A 21,197-nucleotide genomic window follows, 5' to 3' on the forward strand; every position below is an offset into this window, starting at 1 on the left:
GGGACAACGACGTAGAAACCAAACCATGAACGTACAGCTGAAACCAGTCGAAGAGCAAGTGATCGTTATCACGGGCGCATCGTCCGGTATCGGGTTGACGACCGCGCGAATGGCCGCGGAGCGAGGCGCACAAGTCGTGCTCGCCGCTCGGGACGAGGACATCCTGCGGGAATTGACCGACGAGATCGCCGAGAACGGCGGGGAATCGACGTACGTCGTCGCCGACGTGAGAGATAGGGACGACGTTCGAAAGATAGCGTCAGTCACGACGGAGGAGCACGGCGGCTTCGACACGTGGATCAACGGCGCGGGGTCCTTCGTCTACGGAAGGGTCGATGAGACCCCGGTCGAGGACATGCGCGACCAGTTCGAAACGAACGTCTGGGGGCTGCTCTACGGCTCGCTCGAAGCGGCCGACCATCTGCGAGACCGGGGCGGCGCAATAGTGAACATCGGCAGCGTCGCTTCGGACCGTGCTATTCCGTTGCAAGGGAGCTATTCGGCCTCCAAACACGCCGTCAAAGGGTTCACCGATTCACTGCGGATGGAACTCGAGAAGGACGATGCACCCATCTCGGTGACGCTCGTCAAACCCGCCTCCATCGACACGCCGTATCCAGGGCATGCGAAAAACCACATGGACGAAGGAGCGTCACTCCCGCCGCCAATCTACGCCCCGGAAACGGTCGCACGCGCCATCCTGAACGCCGCGAAATCGCCCGAACGGGACGTGTTCGTCGGCGGAGGAGCCAAGGGACTGTCGCTGCTCGGTCACTACGCGCCGCGTCTTGCGGACACGATCATGGAGAAGCTATTCTTCAGGTTACAGCGCCGAGGCAACCGGACTCGGGCTCGCGAGCGAAACACCATCGACGGGCCGGTCGGACGCCTCGAAGAGCGTGGAACGGAAGAAAGCCACGTGTCCGAGTCCAGTCTCTACACCGAAATCGCCCAGCGACGGTCACCGTCTCGTAGGGCAGTCGTCGGCCTCACGGTCCTCGCAACGGTGCTGTACGTACTCCGTGCGGTACGTTCGAGAACGTAAGACCCATTATTCGACGTCCGCGACGAACCACGCAGGCCACCATACATAACACACCCATCGTCGATAAACCTCCCATGACCCACATCGAGCGAGCAAGGGGGGAGATCCAGCAGGTGAGCGAACTGGCGGACGGCGCGGTCAGAGAGCGATTACTCTCCATCGGCGAGGGTCTCGACGAACCGACCGACGGCGACCCCGGTGCACACGGGCCGTTCGACGAGCGAGCCGCGAACGGGAGTTTACAGCTCGAATCGAGTAGACATCGGACGGTTATCGGAGCCGTTCTTGTTCTCGTCACGGTAGCCTTCTGGAAGGTGGTTAGGGGATGAGGCGTGCAGCCGCGGTTCGCGCGTGCTACGGGTTAGTTCTCCTCCTTTCTCCGCGTGACGTGGTCGAACGCCTGTCCGGCGCGGACGGGAAGCTGTTTACGGTATCACGGTTGTTACTCGGCGTTCGTCACCTCTCGCAGGCGTTTCTCCTGAGCAACAACGACGGACGCGGACGGCGATTCCTCAGCGCGGGAGTCGATAGTATCCACGCGGCGAGTATGATTCCGGTGATCGTCTTCGAGAAAAACTATCGGAGAGCGGCGTCGTACTCGATGGTCGCCAATCTCCTTCTCGGGATTGGCGACGCGAACGAGGAGTGTCCCGCCCCTACGAAAGCGGACCGACGCGAGGCGTAAAATCGATCATTCGTCCGCAACGTCTACCACTATCTTCCCCGTCAGTCCGCCCTCTTCTGCCCTCTCGTGTGCTTCCGCGATCTCCTTCAACGGGACGACCGAGTCGATGACGGGTTCGAGTTGACCGCGTTCGACGAGCCGTCGAAGCCCTTCGAGCGGGCGTCGGTCGCGTTCCAAAAACACCATCTCGACGGTCAGATTCTTTTGGTACGCGTTCCCCCACTCGCCCTTCGGTTCGAGGATGGTAACCAATCTGCCACCCGGTTTTGTCACGCCGGTGCTATCCACGAGCGTGGTCCCTCCGACGGTGGTGAAGACCAGATCGACCCCTTCGTCGAACTCCGACTGAATCACGTCGGTGAACGCTTCGGACTCGTAATTGATCGCTCGGATCGCGCCGAGGTCCTCGGTTTGATCGACGGTTTCCGGACTCGCCGTCGCGATGACGCGTGCACCAGCGGCGCTAGCGATCTGTACCGCGTGAGCGCCGACACCGCCCGTCCCGTGGATGAGCACCGTCTCGTCGACGCCGACGTCACCGCGGGTGACGACCGCGCTCCATGCCGTTCCCGCGGCGAGCGGGAGCGCTGCCGCCTCCGTGTGTGAGACGTTTTCGGGTTTTCGAGCGACGATCGATTCATCCGCGGCGTGATATTCGGCGTAGCTACCCTGTTCGCCGAATATTTCCGGCGTATAAAACACGTCGTCTCCGACGTCGAAATCCGTGACCGCATCCCCAACCGCCTCGACGACGCCCGAGACGTCGTAACCGATGATCGCCGGGGGAGCGATACCGGCCCACGACCCTGCCTGTCGGATCTTGTAATCGACGGGATTGACGGACGTCGCGTGTACTCGAACCAGTACTTCGGTCGGTCCGGGAGACGGTTTCTCGACGTCGCGTCGTTCGAAGACGTCCGTTCCGCCGAAATCCGTGATGACCATCGCGTCCATGCGCACGCCTTCGAGAGGGATCGGTGTATAAATTGTGTCCGCTCGAGTGTGCCGAGTGGAGCGGTGGAACCTGTGGGCGTTTGCAGCGGAGCTAGCAAGAACGTGATGGGTGACGTCCGCGCATATAAAAACCGTTGTAATACGCCGAGATTAAAAGGGTTGTTAAATCGTAGTCCGGCGATTAACGCGACGGCTCGATCGGCCAACAAATTATTCCGGCTAAATAGTGGAACGTAATTGTGTCCACTGAATCATCCGAGGGCGGCTCCGGAGAGATCAATCGGTTCGTGTACGTCGCAACGGCCATCGCAGCGTTGAACGGGCTGTTATTCGGGTTCGACACCGGAATCATATCGGGTGCGTTACCGTTCATCGGCAAGACGTTTCAGCTCTCGTCGTTCATGAAAGAATTGGTCGTCAGTGGAGCGCTGATCGGTGCAATCGTCGGTGCTGCCGGAGGAGGACGGTTAACCGACGACTTCGGACGGCGAAAGCTCATCTTCGTCGCCTCGATCATCTTCTTCGTCGGGTCGCTCATAATGGCATTCGCGCCGAGCGTTCCGATACTCGTCGTTGGTCGCTTCACCGTCGGCTTCGGAATCGGCGTCGCGTCACTCATCGGGCCGCTGTACAACTCGGAAATCGCACCGTCTCGACTCCGTGGGTCGCTCGTCTCGCTCAATCAACTCGCCGTTACCAGCGGCATCCTGCTCGCGTACTTCGTCAACTATGCGTTCGCACAGGGTGGACAATGGCGCTGGATGCTCGGCATGGGCGTCGTCCCCGCGGCAGTCCTCGGTATCGGGATGATTTGGATGCCAAAGAGCCCGCGGTACCTCGTGCGAATCGGTGAAGAGGAAGAGGCACGAGACATTCTCAAGCGCATTCGTCCGTCGGCCGACGTCGACGAAGAACTCGACGACATACGAAAGACCGAGAAAGAACAGTCGGGAACCGGACTCGGCGAACTGTTAGAGTCGTGGATACGTCCGGCTCTCATCGTCGGTGCGGGACTCGCCGTGTTCCAACAGATCACCGGAATCAATACGGTGATTTACTACGCTCCGACGATCTTCAATTCGACCGGGTTCGCCAGTAGCGCCTCGATCCTTGCGACCGTCGGCGTCGGCGTCGTCAACGTCTCCTTTACGCTCGCCGCCGTTTTCCTCCTCGACCGCCGCGGACGACGGCCACTGCTCCTCGTCGGACTGGGAGGGATGACGGCCATGCTCTTCGGTCTGGGCGGAGTGTTCTATTTCCAGAGTTTGCAGGGCATCGTCGGATTGCTCAGCGTCGTCGGTGTGATGGCGTACGTGGCGTTTTTCGCCATCGGTCTTGGCCCGGTATTCTGGCTACTCATCTCCGAGATCTATCCGCTCGAAGTCCGTGGAACCGCGATGGGGCTCGTGACGGTTCTCAACTGGGCCGCGAACCTCGCCGTTTCGATCTCGTTTCTCACGTTGACGAACGCCATCGGTAAATCGTTCACTTTCTGGCTGTACGGCGCCCTGAGTATCGTTACGTTCGTGTTCGCGTACTATCTCGTCCCCGAGACGAAGGGTCGATCACTCGAAGCGATCGAATCGGACCTTCGAAGCAACAGCCTGACGGGAAGCAGCGAAGAAGCGACGGAACAGACGGTGCAGAACGAGTAGGATTCGTCCTTTTCTGGACAGTATTTACACTGCGTACTTCACGAATGGTTCTCCCGGACGCTGGCGTATTCACCGGAGTTAGCTCACGATGGCTGCATCGATCGAAGACGATACTCCACGAATCGGTTCGATCGGCTACCGATTTCGATCCGTTCGAATGCCGATCACCGAAGCGTTTCCAACGCCGTTTGAATCGGTGTATCGCCTGAAAGGATTTCGAACGTCCGCCCGTACGTACTCTCCATGGGAAGCGCAGTGACGAGCGTCCGTGCGACATCCGCCCGCGGGATATCCCCATCGCGCTCGACGTTGTCCTCGATTCTGATCCGACCGGTCCCGGGGTCGTTCGTCAACGGACCCGGACGAACGATCGTACAGGTTAGCTCGCTCTCCCTGAGCGCATCGTCGGCTTCCGCTTTCGCAGCCAAGTACTCTTGGAGCGCATCCGGGCTGTCTTCGGGCGAGTCGGCATTGATCGAACTCAGCATCACGAACCGTTCGACGCCTCGATCTTCCGCCGCTTCGATCAAACCGATCGCTCCATCTCGATCGACTCCCCACACGTCATCCCCGCCGGATCCGGCGGCAAAAATAATCGCATCATGCCCCGTAACGGCGTGTGACACGTCCTGCGTCAAATCCGCAACGACCGCCTCCGCACCCATGGCTTCGATATCTGCTACTTGGGTTTCGTCGCGAACCATTCCCCGTACGGTGTGGTCACTTCGGCTCAGAATATCCGTAATCCGTCGTCCAACTTGACCGTGGGATCCGGCAACGAGTACATCCATCGTTCAAGGATCGATTCGGCTTCGACCGCTAAGACTCTGATGACCGACCGATCCGCCCGCCGTTCCGATTACGAAAATAGCGTCGGCGAATCGGTGGTTCGCCTCCGATTATATACTATTTCGAGGAGAACCGAAGCGGATTTCCCTGGACGGTACTTTCCGAGCGAGTCTGATCTTTTTCACCCGACAGAACGCTAGTTAGGTGTCGTTTAGTATGCTGGGCATTCTTGCCTCCCGATGTGTCCCACGAGCGAGGGACGGGGAAAACGCGAGAGCGACACACGCGACCACGTCGAAATTGTCACGACTGAACTCCGTGGCTATACATCCCGAATCGGAGTGACAACGAAGGAGTACCATTACAGAGATAGAGTTGTAATTTGTTACCGACGGCTGCTCAGAAGCCCACATCGACGGGAAGTGCGATCGAAGACACGCCCATACCGAACATACGATATTCGATGGGTAACATATATTCTCGGAAAACAAAACTAATCTGGCAATAGCCACTATTGATCTTCCGGCACAGAAAGTCCACTTGGAGGAATAACACATGTCAATGAGAGCTGTCGTCTTTCAGGGAGAGCACGAAGTGGACGTCGAAGACGTGGATGAACCGCAGATAGAACACCCGAACGACGTCATCGTCGATATCACGACGACGGCGATTTGCGGTTCGGACCTCCACATGTACGAGGGCCGAACCGGGGACGACCCCGGGATGGTCTTCGGCCACGAGAACATGGGAATCGTCGAGGAAGTCGGAGACGGGGTCGACACGCTCACCGAAGGTGATCGGGTCGTCATGCCGTTCAACGTCGCGTGTGGCTTCTGTGAGAACTGCGAGAACGGCTACACCGGATTCTGCCAGAACGTCAACCCCGGATTCGACGGCGGCGCGTACGGATACGTTCAGATGGGGCCGTACCGAGGGGGACAAGCCGAGAAACTTCGGGTCCCGTACGCGGATTTCAACGCGCTCAAACTCCCGGACGGGGACGAACACGAGGATTCGTTCGCGCTGCTCGCGGACATCTTCCCGACGGGATGGCACGGCACCCGACTCGCCGACCTCCAGCCCGGCGAATCCATCGTCATCTACGGCGCGGGACCGGTCGGGTTGATGGCCGCCTACAGCGCGAAATTGAAAGGCGCATCGGAGATTTACGTCGTCGACCGCGTGGAGGACAGACTCGAACTCGCCGAGGAACACTGCGACGCCAAAACGGTAAACTTCGAGGAGGAAGACGCCGTCGAACGGATCGTGGAGATGACCGGCGGCGGGACCGACAAGGGCGTCGATGCGGTCGGCTATCAGGCGGTCGACCCCGAAAAGGAGGCCGAAGAGGATTACGACTCGGCGCGCGAAAACCCGGCGATCGTCATCAACAACCTCATCCGGACCGTGCGAGCCACCGGCCAAATCGGGGTCGTCGGCCTCTACGTCCCGGAGGATCCGGGAGCGCCCGACGAGATGGCCGCCGAAGGCCGCCTCGGCATCGACTTCGGAAAGCTCTTCGAGAAGGGCCAGCGGTTGGGTACCGGACAGTGTGACGTGAAACGATACAACCGCCAACTTCGGGACATGATAATCGAGGGACGCGCCGACCCGAGTTTCGTCATCTCCCACCGCGTTGACCTCGACGAAGCCCCGGAGATGTACGAACGGTTCGACAACCGCGAGGAAGGCTTCACCAAAGTCCTGATGGAACCGTAGCGACTACACGGCCTTTTTTTCAGCGAGTTCGTCTCACCGTCAGGAACCGCGGATCGCCCGAACCTCGGAAAATGAGAGCGGTGAACTACCGTACTGAACGTCAGCGGTACTCGTCCGGATTCTCTTCGAACAGTTCCCTGCACTTCGCGGACTCGAAGTAGTACGTGTCGCCTTCGTACTCCACATCGACGGCGGGAACGTCGCTGTCGACCATCGAACCACAGACTTGGCACTCTGTCATTTGCAGTTACCTCCGGGTGGGCGGTCAATCGCGCTCCCCATAAAATTTTTTCCCGCGGTCGCATTTCGGGCAGTTCAAGGCGAGCACCGCGTGGAGAGGAAATAGCGACAGCACGACGCTATACGGTCTCTATCTCGAGGAATGGACCGTACGATTTGCCGTACACGCTGTCCGTATCGTTCGATGTTCCGCGACTCCCGAAGGAGATCGTCGCGGGCGCGGTTATAGCACCCGTTCGTCGACGGTTTTCGGTACGATCTTCGCCTCGGAGAGCGGTGTGATATTGATCGCGACGCCGTGCTTGTGATTCGGGAGATAGCCGGCAGTCGTGATCTCCGATAGCGCCCGGTCGGCCCAGTTGGAGGGGAGTCGTTCGTCGACATCTTGGCAACGGTCCTGTATCTCTTCGGCTAGCGCCTTGAACTCCGCCAGCGGCGGGAGATCATCGACACTCTCGTCATCGTCCGTCATCGACTCCAGATACCCCTCATCGAGGATCGAGGAATCGTCGAGGCCCGTCGCGAGCGAGGCGAGCAGGCGCTCGTCCTCGGTCAGATTGTCGAACGGCTGGCCGTCCTCGTCCACCAAGTCGGCACCCTCGCGCTCGAAGTAGTAGGTCATAAACAGGATACCCGTACTGGAGTAATGATCCGAGCCTTTGAGCCGCCAGTTGAAATAGTCGAACAGATCGGCCAGGTGCGCTTCGACGGGTTCGTCGACCGGGTTTGCATACTGCTCGCAGGCCCGTTCGAGTTCGTCGAGGGCGTCGACCCACTCCTCGCGCCACTCGTCAACCGTGTTCCAGAAGTTGTCCGAGAAGGTATCCTGGAACCACGCTTCGTCGTTGCGCTCGCGTAGTTCGGCCAGCACGTCCACCCGCTCGCGGAGTTCCTCGCGGAAGGAGGCGACCTTCGGAGCCAATTCTTCGACGTGCTGACGGTCCTCGTCGGTGAAGTCCCGCTCGTCGGTGTTGCTCAGTTCCTGCATCACGTCCTCGAAGACGTCGATCTGATTGAGCCCGCTTGCACAGCGCTCGTACAGTTCCGTAGCCTCGGCCCGCTCGCTCGTCGAGAGCGAATCGTCACTCCGACGGCGGTTCGCGGCGCTGCGGCGTTCCCGCAGTTCGGCCTTCCGCGGTACGATGTACCGATTGGCGATCCGGTCGAACAGTCCCGAATCGAGGCGATGGTAATCGACGAAACACGCGAAGCCTTCGCCGTCCGAGTTGACAATGAGGCGTTCGGTAGTGAGCTTCCAGAGGATCGGCGCCTTTTCCATCCGCTCGACATGATACTCGAACAAGTCGTCCTCGATGAATATCCGGAGGTTGGGGTACGCCTCCTCGGCGGCGGACTTTGCGCCGAGCAAGCCGTCGACTTCGACCAGTCTATTTTCGGCGTACTCGCCGTAGGTGTCGCCGAACCGTTCGACGATACGATCGAACAGATCGGCATGGTCGCCGGCACCGTGGAGGGGAACGATTCCGTCCGGTTCGTCGCGAACCGCTTCTATCGCGAAGTAATGGACGAGATCCCGACAGTAGGAACGAACGTCTTGCGTTTCGAACAGGTCGGCTACGGGGCCAGACCCGCGAAGATCGATCTCTTGATCGATAGCTTTCCTCGTCGCCTCGGAGATGTTCAATGAGTCGTAGACCAGCGTATCAGTCGCTTCTGCGGTCTTTCTGATATCGTCCTCCCTGGAAGAGACACGATCGTTGGCGATCTTCGCTGCTTGAGAGATGGTCGTATCGGTCAGTATCGATTCATTTTCGAACGTATCTCCGTCCGTCGGTGCCTGCTCTATGTGCGGGTGTCGATCGTAGACGTACGATTCGGACGGTTCGTCCGGGAGGATATGTGGACCGACGAAATAGGGGCTAGTCGGGTCTCCCTGCCGTTGTGACGTGAATAACTCATACTGGGCTTTCGCTTTCTCTTCTAGCTCTTCGGCAGGTACGATGGACGGATCATACGGGATGCGGCCGACGTCGCCGGGATTCCACTCTCGGTCCGGGGTTAACGAGAGAAACAACCCGTGATAGAGTTGTGAATTGAGAACGTTCTGCATAGCCCATGCGGAGTGTCCGTCCGGGAACACCATCGGTCCTTTCTGGTCGAAGATCCCACCTGCGGGGAAGTAACCGAATCGCCGTCCCGTTTCCTTTATATACGTCCACGTGAGACCCTCCCGAAAATAGTAGTCGGTATTCTGTGGCCGAGACGACGTGATTCGCTTCACTTCCTTCCCGTTCCCTTCCCACCAGACCGTTTGTACGGTCTTCGGAAGCGTCCAAGCGTCCGTCCCTCCCTTCGCGAACGGATAAAAGGGCTCGTCGAACGAGATTTCCCAATGATTTCGAACGAATCTCGGATTATCGCCGGTTTGCAGACCGGTTTTGACGTCCGAGACCGACTCCCCCTCGATATTTGCGACAGCCGCATCGACGAAAGGGAAGTCGTCGAACAGCGCTCTCGTTTCTTCCGTCGTCCAGTAGCTCATCGGCGACTTCGGCAGGCGACCGAACTCCGAGAGTTCGACACGGTAGAGTCGCTCGACCCCGCTCGAAACGTTCCCCAACACCTCGTCGATGAACACACCTTCTTTCGAACCGGCATCCGGGTCTTCCAATCGAATGAACGTCCCCGTGTCTTGCGTACTCGAACCGGAACGCAGAACCGTTCCCACGGTTCGTACCGTAGCATTGTCCAATATTCCCAGACCGAACTCGGACAGGAAATCGAACGACGCGATGTGACCTTGGAAATCCCTTCTAAAATCCTCGAAACTCCGTTTGAACATGAACGAGCGCGGTACGAGCATACCGATTCTCCCGTTCGTAGCGCAGAGTTTGTTGCATACCTCGACGAAATTGACGTAGAACTCCGGATAATATCTGTAATTGTTTTCCACGTATTCCTGGACGGCGTTCGGCATCCGACCCTTCGAACCATACGGCGGGTTCATCAGCGCCACATCGTACTCCTGTGCGAGGATATCCAGCAATCGAACGAAACTCCTCAAATCTCGTGCGAGGAACGAATCCGACTCCCGATGCTCCTCCACGGCCTCGCGCAGGCTGTGCAGAACTTGCCCGAGGGTGTAATTCTCCCGCGGGTCGTCGCCGAGGGTGATCTGCACGCCCTCGACATCGCTGTCGTCCTCGAACAGATCACCGAGCGTCCCGCGCACGTCCAACAGACTGCCGAGACCGTGAACCTCTTCGAACGCGTCGAGGATACGCCGGAGCGCCCGTTCGACCTCCTCATCCGTACCGGCAACCTCGTCGAACACCGCCTCAACGCCGTCGATCTCGGCGACAGACGCGTCGGCACAGACGATACCGACTTCGGGCATATCGAACCCGTCGGCACCTTCGGCCTCGGCGCGGGTCCGACCCTTCAGATACAGATTGAACGCCGCGAGCTGGCAGGCCCGCATATCCAGGTCGACGCCGTAGAGGTTGTGTCGCAGGATCTCACGTGGAATCTTCTCGAAATCGAGGTCCGTCTCGGCGCGCCAGATACGTTCCAGCACGTCGAAAGCGTAGAGAAGAAAATGTCCGCTTCCACAGGCCGGGTCGATGACGCGAAGTTCCTCGGGATGCTCGAAGTCGGTCGGTTCACCTTCTTCCTCGGAGGGAACGAGATAGGTACAGAAGTCGGCGATGTCGGGTGACTCGTCGGGCGAGAGCGGTCGATTCTTCCGTTCGTCGGGAGCGAACGCCTCCTGAGCCTCGACGACGTCCCGAAGCTCGCCTGTCTGTTCGAGATAGAGCTTCCCGAGACTGTTGTCGGTGAGCATCCGAACGACCCAATGGGGCGTGTAGAACTGGTTCGCCGGCGGCACGTCTCCAGGGTCGAGTCCCTCACGGTCACCCTTGCGGCGCAAGTCGTCGAGGAGTTTGACGTTGTAGTACTCATAGACCCATCCGAGAACGTCATCGGCCCGCCAGACCTCGTCGTCGGCCTCGTCAAGGGTTTTGCAGAGTTCCTCGAAGGTGTCGTCGTCAGGGTCGATCAGGCTGTACACCGACGAGCGATCGAAGAGTATCTCGATCTCTTCTGCGAGATCGTCACACGCGTTGTGGTATGCCTTGAGGATGGCTTCGTCCTCGAGGAGGAACTCCTCCCTAACGAGCGTCTCGGCGGCGGGCGTCAGTCCGTTCTCCTTGAAGACGGTAACTTCCTCATCGATGAAATCACGCACCTCCATGGACCGGAGCGCTGCCAGTCGATTGACGATCGTGTAGCCGACGCCCGTGACGTACTGCTCGAACGCGTCCGACCAAACCTCGTCGGGGGCTTCGAGTTCGATCGCCTCCACGAGCTTCTCAGTATCCGTATCCAGCCCGGTGCGGTCTTTCGGTTCGTCATCGAGTCCTCGTTGCGTCAGCTGAAAACGAACGTTGTCCTCGACGCGCCCGCGCATCTCGGTGACGACATCCTCGAGGTGTTCGCGCTCCTCCTTGTCGAGCTGTGCTTTCCGGTGAGAGAGAAAATCGCGTTCCATATGGAGTACTGTGTGTGCTACCTTCGAGTCACAGGAGTGGCTTTAATGTTGTCAATGGGTTAACTTTGGAATCGGTAGCGACTCCATAATCACGTTTCTGTTCGGGATACGGGGCAGAAATTCCCTCCGCTTCCCGGTAGAACGGAACCCCTTCTCAGAAGTCCACGACGAACCCCCATGAAACCGCTCTCGATCACCAAACAACGAACGTGCCGGGCGGTAAATAGGTGTCTTTCACGTTAGCCCGGCGGTTCGATGCGTTGTGGAGGGTGATAGAACGATATATTGGTACCGCTATGGGACCGACGGGACGTTCAGCCGCGTCGAATCGAGTGTTGGCAGACGGGGCATTGTCGTTTCTCGCCATCGGTTACGCAATTCGTCGCATTTCCAGTCCATCCACATTCAGGACATTGAGCGATGTCAGTAGGCATTTCGACGTAAACTAACGGCTCATCCACTAACTACCTTGGTGTGAAGATACTACTAAGTAGCTGCCCCAGCCACTAGCCCACCAATCTCGCAGGGATACGTCGATCGTGTCGGTATCACTGGACGCGTTCATCAACGATTGGTGGTCACTGCACGTCCCCCAAACTTTTCCGATACCATGGAAAGTGTACAGTACCACCAATGAGCTTCATGAGCAAACTCAAAAAGCTCTTCGGGACAGAGAGCGATGCGCGATCTTCATGTCAGATGTGTGGTGAAACCTTCGATACCACGGACGGAGTGTGTCCGGAATGTGGTGGCCAAGTCACGAAGCGAGATCAACAGTCGTCGGACAATCGGCCCGGTCGCTAGCGACGCGGACGAACGCTGTTGGCGGGCAACTACCTCTTCGGCGAATGCATCGGGAGCTTCACTCGGTATCTCGCAGCGTAGCTGCAATTGCCTCGAGCTCCGCCTTCCGGAACGCGTTCGACGTTTGTTCCGGGTTATCGTCGTCCAGTTCGCCGATTTTTAGGAGGATTCCAGCCCGCATTTGTGGTTTGGACGGCAGATTGTTCGGATCGATATCGTAGTTGACAGCCGTACAGAGTGCTGCGAGGGCCTCTTTCGTGAACGCCGTCGATTCGATACGTTTGTGTCTCCCGACAGCCTGTCGAATTTCGTTGCGGAGTTCGGTAACCGTTTGTGACATGGGTACAATGCTGGTGGGAGTTGGCATGTCGGTTCTGGTTTCTCCCGTGATGGAATTCGGTTCCGATCATCGTTTCCGTCGCCCAACCGCCGAACATGTGACGGTTAAGCGGGAAAACCGTTATCCGGTTCCCGCGATATCTGCACGGTATGGGACTGTTTCAGGATGTGCTGTGCATCACGGGCGTTCGACACGACTACGGCGACGTGCACGGCGGCATGAAACGCTGTCGAAACTGCGGGAACGTCGAGGAGGACGAGTAGCGACAATCGAATCACGATCAAGGCCGTATAGAACACGGATCCTCTCCGAAAACAGATGGATATCAGCGAGTGCCGCCCCTAGTGCCCGACAGTTTTGACCGAGAATGTTCGATACCGATGTTTGATCGGTGATAAATACCACGAGTCAACGGAAGTCCGACCCAAAACTAGTCCCATCCTCCGAAGTTGTGAATCTTTTAGGCCCGATATCATATGTAGCGATATGTGGTTCATGTACTCTCCCGGCTCCCGGATGGTGTCCGCCTGGATGAAGGGGACGGTTAGGAGGAAGCCGCCATCACTGACGGAGACACCGGCGTCGTCCTCATTGATCGTCACGTCGACCCGCTCAACTCATGGACAGCCGTTCTCCTCTCCCATAGATTCTTCCCGACCAGTTCCTTACGGGACGAGTGATGGAGTACAGCTACACCGGCAACGCTCACCACAGTCTAGTCGCCGCCTACGAAGCTGACGAGCCGCCCTTCCCGGTCCACGAGCCACGGACCGCCCCCGAAACCTCGCACGCGAGGACTGAACTCTCCCTTCTTCATCGACTCCTCTTCCCGAGTTGCTGGAACGCCTACGCGGACCACACTAACCCCGAAGAGGTTCAAGAAACCCTCACTGAACTCGGCGAGCAGCTCGTGCGAGGCTGCCAACTGTACGCTCCCCGTGCTCAGCCTCGGGACTGCATCAGTGCCGTCATCGACGAGCTGCCCGCGATCAGAGAGCGCCTCAAACGTGATGTCGAAGCCGCGTATAAAGGAGATCCCGCCGCGAAATCCCACCTCGAGATTATCCGAGCGTATCCGGGATTCCACGCCATCGTCGCTCAGCGCGTCGCTCACGAACTGTACAAGGAGGGCAGGCAGGAGTACGCCCGCGAACTCACCGAAGCCGCGAAAAGCGACACGGGCATCGACATCCATCCCGGCGCCGAGATTGGCGACTACTTTTTCATCGATCACGGCACCGGCGTCGTCATCGGCGAGACCGCCACGATCGGTGATTGGTGTCGGCTCTACCAGAACGTCACCCTCGGCGCCCTCCACTTCGAAGAAGAAGAGGACACCGACCACGCACTCAAGAAAGGGTACAAGCGCCACCCGGACATCGGCGATCACGTCGTCATCGGTGCCGGGACGAACGTCCTCGGCGCCATCTCCGTCGGCAATCACGTCAGCATCGGCGCAAACTCCTGGATCACCGAAGATATTCCCGCGAACACCACGGTGTACGTCTCCGACCATCCCGACCAGGAACGCAAATCAAGCGGCAGCGAGACCGAAGAATAACGCTTTCGGCGATACGACTTCGTTTTCGTCATTCTTTTACCGTGGATGACCGGAGTCGTCGAACCGATCAACGGTGCCAGTGAGAGGGATATCGTGTGAGCGAAACAGCGCCTTTGCGTGTTCGAACTCTCGTTCGGTGAATGCGAAGTATCTAGACGGAAGTCGGACACGTCGCTTGTTGCTCTGATCGCCGTTTTGGTATTCGATAATAAATCGAGCATGCGTCCACCATGCGCCTTCGATCACCTCGACAGCGGTGATCGAATCGAGGGGAAGGATATCGACTCGTCGAAATCCTCGGAGATGGTCCGCAATATGGGCGAGAACGATGATGACCACAAGGATCACCAAAAAGATCGGAAAGAGCCCCCGTCTTACGAATAGGAAGAAATTGACCATCCAAACGAGGTAGACGCCCATCAGACCGACGAGAATGAGACCACGGGTCGAAGCCCTTGCTCCCTCATAGTAGCGTTTCAACTGGCCAGTGTAGCTCTCCTCGAGTCGTAGCTCGTTGTCGGAGATGAGACACGTCCCTCGTTTCGTCCTGAAACTCGCCACAACATGCCAATGTGAGTGTCTCGTGAAAAACGTTTAGTGCGTAACTGTATTCGAGATCACCAAATCGTTCGAACTCTTCGTAACGGGCGGGAGTGCGAGACTGCTTGGATGGCCACATCGGTCGGTTTATGCGGTTCACACCGGTTAACACCGTAGAAATATCCGTTGGAGTTTGGTTTTGAGAGATCGGTCAGAACGTCTTTTTCCTGAACGTCCATTGGTCGAGGTGGCCCGAGGAAACTCGGCCACCACCCTGTCGAAGTGACGTCAGAGGCACATCATCGATCGACAGGATAGCTGTGAACTGCGTTCACATCGGCTACCCGCCTATCATCCAACCCGCAGCATCTCTCTGCTCTGCCCACACGGGGGCATTATTTTTCGGTCATGCTGGCGGAGTCGGTGCCACGTAAGCACGTCGAGACGCATCGATGCCGATGCGAGAACCCGTCGCCGTGATCCGTGTCCATAATGTCAACGCGGGTCATAACGCGGCAAAAAAACGCCGAGCTACGGTATGCTCGAAGACGACGACCGCAGTCTGTGTCGTCGCTCACGTCGGGGAGAAAGGTTGGAAATCACTGACTAGGAGAGCGTCTTCGCTAGTCAGCGCCGTAGGGTGATGAGGGACATACCTCCCTCCGTGAAATAGGATGTACGCTAGCGCGTCCGGGAGGGGAAGTACTGCCGTACTCGAGGGACGTCTATGTATTTATTTGAAGACAGTCTCAAGTGGCGGGACGACCTGCTTCTTTCGGGACATGACCCCCGGTAAGAACGCCTCGCGGTCAGTAAACGTCGTATCGAGGCCTTCTTCTACGGTATCGACAGCACCACCCGCGATCAGTGCGGTGGTGTCTTCTTCGAGGAGATCCGTAACGAGCAATACGAACGCGGTGTACCCTCGCTCTGCGGTCACGTCGTCCATCGCGGCGAGCACGTCGTCACGTTGATTGAGGACTACCGCTGGCTCTACCGTTTCTACCTGTCCGATTCCAACCCGATCGGATCCGAATTCGAACTCCTTGAAATCGCTTAGTACCATCTCACGAGGGCTTTTTTCGCCGATCTTGCTCTTCCGTTGGAGTAGCTCCTTGCCGTACTCCTCGGTATCGACACCAGCGATTTCCGCCAGTCGATCAGCGACGACTCGATCCCGGTCGGTCGTCGTCGGCGAGCGAAGTACCACCGTATCACTCAGCAGTCCGCTGAGGAGCAGTCCGGCAGTTTGTGTATCGATCGTCTTGCCTGCATCATCGTACAGTCGTGTCAGGATGGTCGCGGTGGACCCGACCGGTTCCGTCCGGAAGAAGATCGGATCACCGGTTTTCACGTCGCCGATTCGGTGATGATCCACCACCTCGACGATCTTCGCATCTTGCGCGCCGGGAACCGTCTGACTGTACTCGTTGTGATCGACGAGAATGAGCTGTTCCCCGGTTGCGTCGTCGATGAGAGACGGACTCTCTACGTCCCAGCGATCCAAGACGAACTGCGTTTCCGGATTTAACTTACCGGCCCGCGCCGGAATCACATCGGCTCCCTGTGCCTGCTTCAGCCACGCGTAGGCAACTGCAGAGCAGATCGTATCCGTATCCGGCTGTTGATGGCCAACAACGTAGGTTGACGATGACATACGAAGGTGTCTCGACTCCAAATGTATGAACGCTTTTATTGCAATGTGAGTCACATCGGAAGGCTATTTCTGTCCGCATCGTAATCCATAGAGCATCCAAAACCTCGATAGACCACCCAAAGCCTCGGTCTCAAGCCTACTTCATCGTCCACCTTGACCGATCGTCGCGAGCACCCGTGTTGTCTCGAAGCGAACCCTCTCCCTCTCTCCCGAACGACACGTGTCCGTCGAATCCGTCGGTGGGAATGGCATCCGTAAACGATGGCGGACGAAACTGTGTTTAGTAGTGAGCACAACAGCTGTACGCAACTAGTGAACACAACTGTTGAACGCAACTAATGAATACAACCAGTGAACACTATTTTGTTCATTTCAGAACGTCATACGTGCGTTCGCGTCGTTCTCCACCGTGTACAAAACGCTTTGTGCGCGGTCACGAGGAGCCTTCGCTATTCAGAGCCGTAATCAGTGAGCCGAAGTTTCCCTTCGACTTCGTACACATGGCCCTTGTTGTACAGTCGTTCGATGATATCCTCGGCAGCGGGCCGCTCGAGATCTTCATTTTCAGCCAGAACGGCGTAGGCTTGCTCGTAGGTGAGTTCACCACCGGGTGGGATCGTGCTCGCGAGTGCATCAAGCGCTTCTTGCGCAAGTGGGGTGAGTGGCGATTTCTCATTTGGACCCATTCGTACGACCGAATTAGAGGACGCGATAGGTAAACCCTCGGACAGCGTCTACTCGTGATTGCGACAGAAGGATCCGAACGGGTGGCAGCCGATTTAGTAAGATTTGGAGACGGTTTGGTGACGATGGTCGATCTCGAGGAAACACCCCCACACCGGATTTCAAATGAATTCCGTTCCAAGAGAAGGGAGGGTTCGGAGAAGACGGAGGACGGTAGAGGTCCTCGAAGAAAGAGATCACGCGATAGAACAGTCATAGACCACGAATTTATAAAATCGAGTTCGTTTGGAGGACAATCCTCTATTCGCGTTATTATATATATTACTATAACGGAAAGATAGTAGTAGTAGTGAAGCGCAAGAAACCGGGTTTCCAAAGGTACAATCACTCTGAGGAATGGGCGGTTTCTACAAACAGCTCATTTATATACTAAATACTGAATCGGTGTTTCGATCGTCGACACTCGTCCTTCCCATCGTGGTTCACAATCGACACCGGATTTCAAATGATTCCGAAGTTACCAGGCTTCTATCGCCTCTCTAGCGTGGGTTCAGATTATTCCGCCGTTCCCTCCCCGTCCCTGTCCCCGCCTGAATCGCACCCGAATTCATTTGAAATCCGGTGTGGGGGTGCCGTGCACCTCCTGTCTTGCTTTACCCTGTCGCGAATTCATTTGAAATCCGGTGTGGCCGAGGGATAACCGACAACTCTCACGCCGTCTCTTTTATGGGATATTCATTTGAAACCCAGTGTATTCATTTGAAACCCGGTGTCATTTGCCCGTCTAACGGTTTTGTTCGGTTTATATACTCCCGACAACAGTGACCGCTCTCGACACGAATCGGTGAAACTGGCGTCCCGGGTGTATCGGAGAAAGAACCCGGGTGTATCGGGGAAAGAACTAAGGTGAATTCATTTGAAATCCGGTGTATGGATTCCGGCACAGCACAGGTGAAAACACTCGGCGATTATGCTGCCGAGCATGGGGCTGTTGCCCATTCTCGCTCTAAGGCTCGCGACGATCCTCTTTCCGTGCTCGACGAGGACGATCCCATTTTCGCTAACGAAGATTTGCTTCGTATCGACCACATTCCCGAGCATGACAAAATCGTCGGTCGAAACGACCAGATCGAGACCGTCGCCCGCCGACTCAAACCGACGATAACTGGAGGATCCGGAAAGGGAACCCTCCTTCTCGGCAAGTCCGGTTCCGGAAAGACGCTTGTCACTAGATATGTGAGCCGAGAAGTCGAAGAACGCGGTGCAGAGAATGACACCCGGATCGGTCGAGCAATCATCGACTGTGCACAACGCCGTTCGGAAGTTCAAACGGTCATTCACCTCTCGAAAAGTCTGAACGTCCCGCAGAAAACGGGCATTACGATTCCGCACTCGGGAATCGCGACGGGAGCGTACTACGACCGCTTGTGGACGGTCATCGACAAACTCTACGATGCGATCATTGTCGTCCTCGACGAAATCGATCGGCTTGCGCCGCCGGATGATGCCCGGAACATCCCACCGGAGGAGGCCGACGACAGTAAGCTCCTCATGCAGCTTTCTCGAGCCGGTGAGGAGAACGACGTCGACGCTAGCATCACGGTCGTTGGTATCAGCAACGATCTCAAATACGGTGATCGACTGGATACCCGCGTCGAGAGTTCGTTCGCTCCCGATGAGATCGTTTTCCCAGCGTACGACGCAAACCAGCTTGGAGATATTCTGTACCGACGCCGTGATGCCTATCACGAGGGCGTCCTATCGGAGGACGTGATCCCGCTGTGCTCTGCATTTTCCGCACAGGAACACGGGGATGCACGGCGGGCGCTCGATCTCTTTCGACTTGCTGGTGAAGTCGCTCGCGACGCCGATGGTGATCAGGTCCGTGAAGAACACGTCCGAGCTGCGAACGATGATGCCGAAGTCACACGCGTCCAAGATCTGATTAGGGGCTGTCCAACCCAGGCAAAGATCGCGATCGCGGCGCTTGCCGCCATGGACGAATTCACGAACCAATCCCATTTCAAGGCGACCGAGATGTATCAAGTCTACCGCATATTCGCGGAGTCAATCGGCACGAACGTCCTGGGTCAGAAGCGTATCACCGACCAACTCCGTGAGTATGAAACGTTGAAAATCATCGACATGACCCGGACGAGTGACGGATACCGTGAAGGAACGTATCTAGAGCTTTCGCTTTTGGACGAAGCGAGCCTTCTGCTTCAGTCGATCGGACTCGACGACCAGTGTTCCCAAATCCCGATTGATACTCAAATGCGCCAGCAGATCGTCGGTCTGGTGGGACGCTGATCCCGGTCTCGATCGTCAGGTTTCGCTTCAGACGGAGGAACCGAACGTTGGAAAAATAAACTCGGTAGCAAAATCGCGACTCAGTCGAACGTCATTCCGTATCCCCATTCTTCCAGGTGAACCTCGGCCTCGTCGAGATGTTGGAGACCGACTTTCATCAGGGCTTCTCGAAGATCGGTCAGGGAAACGTCGTCGTCAAATCGGTCTTCGAGTTCTCGAAGCGCGTCACGTTCAGCGCTTTTCGTGTCCTTTTGAAGGAATAGTGGTACTCGATCGCGGCCGTCTTGGACCCCATCTCGGCGGAACTTGTACGGAATTTGCATGGTTCGTCGTGAACTGGCCGTATCCGTCGTCGTTGTTTGGGAGTCGGTGGTCGGTTCATCGTCGGTGGCGTCGATACCGTCCGAATCCGATCGTTCGGTAGTTGTTGGATCGGTTGTACTAGCGTCTTCTGCGAACGGATCTTCACCCGCTCCTTCTTTCATTCCCGTCATACGGTCACAACCTCGTGATCAAGATCGCCTGGCTCAGGTGCGTTCGGTGCTTCGAGACCGACTTGGCTCTCGAGATACCGGGCCACCCTGTCGAACTGTGCGAGCGTTTCGAGTTCGTAGTCGCGACGACGGTCCCGGTATTCACGGACATAGGTGAACGCCGAACACTGTTGCATCCAGCATCCTTCCATCAAAGACGCACGCTCTCCGATGATCTCCGGAACCGGGTACTCGATTCCGTCGAGGATTTCCCGCTGATCACGCGTGTCTTTGAACCCGATCGGCAGTGCGCCGAGAACGCCAACTTCGACGTCCAACTGGTCCTCTAGGCCGGTCACGAGTGATTCCAACCCTTCGACCGCTGCGCGACCCTTCGCGGTGGGTTCGACCGGAATAACTAACGACCGCGTCGCGTGGATCGCGTTGTAGAGATGTGGCCCTTCGGTCGCTGGCGGATCACAGATGAGTACATCGTACTCGTCGGGGACACCTGCTTCACGGAGGACGCGGAGCAGTTGTGCGTGCATTCCAAACGCTTCCCCCATCGCCTCCGCTTGATCTTTCTCCCGCTGGAGATACTCCGCGAGGTCAGAGAGCATGTTGTGCTCTGGAATGATATCCACGCCGTCGACCGTCCTGATGAGGTCATCGAAGTCGCCTTTCGGACGACGGATCATATGCCGAACGATATTATCGACGGCCTCCGTTCGATGGTCGTCGACATCGAAGAGGCGGGACAGATCACCGTCTTGTGGGTCGAGTGGCACCACGAGCGGTTTGAGACCCGCGCGGGCGTGCGCTACCGCGAGGTTCGCAGCGGTTGTGGTCTTGCCCACCCCGCCAGCCTCACTGTACGTTGAGTACGCTAACATATTCTCTTCATGAGGCCCATTCATCTTGAAAGTTCGTCAGACGAATTCATGTTTTGTGTTCTTTTGTGGGTGTAATTGGTGTGTGCAATGGATGGATATGATGAATGGATTCGATGAACATCATCGATGAACATAACTAATGAACACACATGGTTGATTCATCCATTGGTTGCTTTTGTAGGCCATACCTACTGGAACCACTGAACACAGGTACTGAATGTAGTTCGTGAACATCTCGGCTGAACCTCTCACTATGGCGTCCATTTTGGTAGCGATATCTGAAAAATGTAGCATACAGCTGCGTGTTCATCACTGAACATAATTAGTGAACGCAC

General features: G+C 57.1%; 16 protein-coding genes. 7 read left to right on the forward strand and 9 right to left on the reverse strand.

Annotated features, from left to right (window positions below; all coding sequences use genetic code 11):
* Positions 1-25 precede the first annotated feature (25 nt).
* The 3 genes from ACGYLY_RS25065 to ACGYLY_RS25075 all read left to right on the forward strand — a co-directional run bounded on the left by ACGYLY_RS25065 (position 26) and on the right by ACGYLY_RS25075 (position 1,730).
* Entirely contained in the window at positions 26-1,045 is a 1,020-nt protein-coding gene (locus tag ACGYLY_RS25065) for an SDR family oxidoreductase (RefSeq protein ID WP_395285493.1), read from the forward strand.
* 74 nt (positions 1,046-1,119) lie between these two features.
* On the forward strand, positions 1,120-1,374 hold the full coding sequence (locus ACGYLY_RS25070; protein ID WP_395285494.1) for a hypothetical protein: 255 nt from the start codon (positions 1,120-1,122) through the stop codon (positions 1,372-1,374).
* A complete protein-coding gene (locus ACGYLY_RS25075) occupies positions 1,371-1,730 on the forward strand; it encodes a hypothetical protein (protein ID WP_395285495.1) in 360 nt (119 codons plus the stop codon). Before ACGYLY_RS25070 ends, ACGYLY_RS25075 begins: the two co-directional genes overlap by 4 nt.
* Positions 1,731-1,736: 6 nt before the next feature.
* On the opposite strand, the gene ACGYLY_RS25080 is transcribed toward ACGYLY_RS25075, so the two are convergent.
* The gene (locus ACGYLY_RS25080; protein WP_395285496.1) at positions 1,737-2,684 is read right to left on the reverse strand and encodes a zinc-binding dehydrogenase; all 948 of its coding nucleotides are present in this window, start codon (positions 2,682-2,684) and stop codon (positions 1,737-1,739) included.
* Positions 2,685-2,920: 236 nt separating this feature from the next.
* Here ACGYLY_RS25080 and ACGYLY_RS25085 point away from each other — a divergent pair, with 236 nt between their 5' ends.
* The gene (locus tag ACGYLY_RS25085; protein WP_395285669.1) at positions 2,921-4,339 is read left to right on the forward strand and encodes a sugar porter family MFS transporter; all 1,419 of its coding nucleotides are present in this window, start codon (positions 2,921-2,923) and stop codon (positions 4,337-4,339) included.
* 164 nt (positions 4,340-4,503) lie between these two features.
* Here the strand turns inward: ACGYLY_RS25085 and ACGYLY_RS25090 are convergent, their stop codons facing one another.
* Positions 4,504-5,130 carry an SDR family oxidoreductase gene (locus ACGYLY_RS25090; RefSeq protein WP_395285497.1) on the reverse strand — a complete coding sequence of 209 codons (627 nt, stop codon included), beginning with the start codon at positions 5,128-5,130 and terminating at the stop codon, positions 4,504-4,506.
* A 559-nt stretch (positions 5,131-5,689) separates the two neighbouring features.
* Between ACGYLY_RS25090 and ACGYLY_RS25095 the strand changes: the two genes are divergently transcribed.
* Positions 5,690-6,847, forward strand: a complete 1,158-nt coding sequence (locus ACGYLY_RS25095) for a glutathione-independent formaldehyde dehydrogenase (protein WP_395285670.1) — start codon at positions 5,690-5,692, stop codon at positions 6,845-6,847.
* Between the two features lie 100 nt (positions 6,848-6,947).
* Here the strand turns inward: ACGYLY_RS25095 and ACGYLY_RS25100 are convergent, their stop codons facing one another.
* From ACGYLY_RS25100 to ACGYLY_RS25110, 3 genes are all read right to left on the reverse strand, one after another.
* On the reverse strand, positions 6,948-7,088 hold the full coding sequence (locus ACGYLY_RS25100) for a YHS domain-containing protein (RefSeq protein WP_395285498.1): 141 nt from the start codon (positions 7,086-7,088) through the stop codon (positions 6,948-6,950).
* Between the two features lie 222 nt (positions 7,089-7,310).
* Complete coding sequence (gene pglX / locus ACGYLY_RS25105; protein ID WP_395285499.1) at positions 7,311-11,600, reverse strand: BREX-5 system adenine-specific DNA-methyltransferase PglX; 4,290 nt, start codon at positions 11,598-11,600, stop codon at positions 7,311-7,313.
* Between the two features lie 862 nt (positions 11,601-12,462).
* The gene (locus ACGYLY_RS25110; RefSeq protein ID WP_395285500.1) at positions 12,463-12,744 is read right to left on the reverse strand and encodes a hypothetical protein; all 282 of its coding nucleotides are present in this window, start codon (positions 12,742-12,744) and stop codon (positions 12,463-12,465) included.
* Between the two features lie 679 nt (positions 12,745-13,423).
* On the opposite strand from ACGYLY_RS25110, the gene epsC reads away from it, so the two are divergent.
* On the forward strand, positions 13,424-14,305 hold the full coding sequence (gene epsC, locus ACGYLY_RS25115; RefSeq protein WP_395285501.1) for a serine O-acetyltransferase EpsC: 882 nt from the start codon (positions 13,424-13,426) through the stop codon (positions 14,303-14,305).
* 1,273 nt (positions 14,306-15,578) lie between these two features.
* Here epsC and ACGYLY_RS25120 read toward each other — a convergent pair.
* Positions 15,579-16,502: a manganese-dependent inorganic pyrophosphatase gene (locus ACGYLY_RS25120; protein ID WP_395285502.1), complete on the reverse strand. Its 924-nt coding sequence runs from the start codon at positions 16,500-16,502 to the stop codon at positions 15,579-15,581.
* A gap of 449 nt (positions 16,503-16,951) precedes the next feature.
* Positions 16,952-17,188 carry a hypothetical protein gene (locus ACGYLY_RS25125; RefSeq protein WP_231187573.1) on the reverse strand — a complete coding sequence of 79 codons (237 nt, stop codon included), beginning with the start codon at positions 17,186-17,188 and terminating at the stop codon, positions 16,952-16,954.
* Positions 17,189-18,116: 928 nt separating this feature from the next.
* On the opposite strand from ACGYLY_RS25125, the gene ACGYLY_RS25130 reads away from it, so the two are divergent.
* Positions 18,117-19,496: a Cdc6/Cdc18 family protein gene (locus tag ACGYLY_RS25130; protein ID WP_395285503.1), complete on the forward strand. Its 1,380-nt coding sequence runs from the start codon at positions 18,117-18,119 to the stop codon at positions 19,494-19,496.
* 80 nt (positions 19,497-19,576) lie between these two features.
* On the opposite strand, the gene ACGYLY_RS25135 is transcribed toward ACGYLY_RS25130, so the two are convergent.
* A complete protein-coding gene (locus ACGYLY_RS25135) occupies positions 19,577-19,990 on the reverse strand; it encodes a hypothetical protein (protein ID WP_395285504.1) in 414 nt (137 codons plus the stop codon).
* Positions 19,987-20,862 (reverse strand): ParA family protein, encoded by an 876-nt coding sequence (locus ACGYLY_RS25140; protein WP_395285505.1) that lies wholly within the window; start codon positions 20,860-20,862, stop codon positions 19,987-19,989. Before ACGYLY_RS25140 ends, ACGYLY_RS25135 begins: the two co-directional genes overlap by 4 nt.
* Positions 20,863-21,197: the final 335 nt, after the last annotated feature.

It is taken from the genome of Haladaptatus sp. CMAA 1909 (assembly GCF_043952005.1).
Classification (GTDB): Archaea; Halobacteriota; Halobacteria; order Halobacteriales; family Haladaptataceae; genus Haladaptatus.

Bases quoted from the DNA above. Each gene is read 5' to 3' on its own strand.
- ACGYLY_RS25070 (WP_395285494.1), top strand. From the start codon at position 1,120: ATGACCCACATCGAGCGAGCAAGGGGGGAGATCCAGCAGGTGAGCGAA.
- pglX (WP_395285499.1), bottom strand. From the start codon at position 11,600: ATGGAACGCGATTTTCTCTCTCACCGGAAAGCACAGCTCGACAAGGAG.
- ACGYLY_RS25120 (WP_395285502.1), bottom strand. From the start codon at position 16,502: ATGTCATCGTCAACCTACGTTGTTGGCCATCAACAGCCGGATACGGAT.
- ACGYLY_RS25065 (WP_395285493.1), top strand. From the start codon at position 26: ATGAACGTACAGCTGAAACCAGTCGAAGAGCAAGTGATCGTTATCACG.
- ACGYLY_RS25130 (WP_395285503.1), top strand. From the start codon at position 18,117: ATGGATTCCGGCACAGCACAGGTGAAAACACTCGGCGATTATGCTGCC.
- ACGYLY_RS25095 (WP_395285670.1), top strand. From the start codon at position 5,690: ATGAGAGCTGTCGTCTTTCAGGGAGAGCACGAAGTGGACGTCGAAGAC.
- ACGYLY_RS25090 (WP_395285497.1), bottom strand. From the start codon at position 5,130: ATGGATGTACTCGTTGCCGGATCCCACGGTCAAGTTGGACGACGGATT.
- ACGYLY_RS25125 (WP_231187573.1), bottom strand. From the start codon at position 17,188: ATGGGTCCAAATGAGAAATCGCCACTCACCCCACTTGCGCAAGAAGCG.
- ACGYLY_RS25100 (WP_395285498.1), bottom strand. From the start codon at position 7,088: ATGACAGAGTGCCAAGTCTGTGGTTCGATGGTCGACAGCGACGTTCCC.
- ACGYLY_RS25140 (WP_395285505.1), bottom strand. From the start codon at position 20,862: ATGTTAGCGTACTCAACGTACAGTGAGGCTGGCGGGGTGGGCAAGACC.
- epsC (WP_395285501.1), top strand. From the start codon at position 13,424: ATGGAGTACAGCTACACCGGCAACGCTCACCACAGTCTAGTCGCCGCC.
- ACGYLY_RS25110 (WP_395285500.1), bottom strand. From the start codon at position 12,744: ATGTCACAAACGGTTACCGAACTCCGCAACGAAATTCGACAGGCTGTC.
- ACGYLY_RS25135 (WP_395285504.1), bottom strand. From the start codon at position 19,990: ATGACGGGAATGAAAGAAGGAGCGGGTGAAGATCCGTTCGCAGAAGAC.
- ACGYLY_RS25075 (WP_395285495.1), top strand. From the start codon at position 1,371: ATGAGGCGTGCAGCCGCGGTTCGCGCGTGCTACGGGTTAGTTCTCCTC.
- ACGYLY_RS25080 (WP_395285496.1), bottom strand. From the start codon at position 2,684: ATGGACGCGATGGTCATCACGGATTTCGGCGGAACGGACGTCTTCGAA.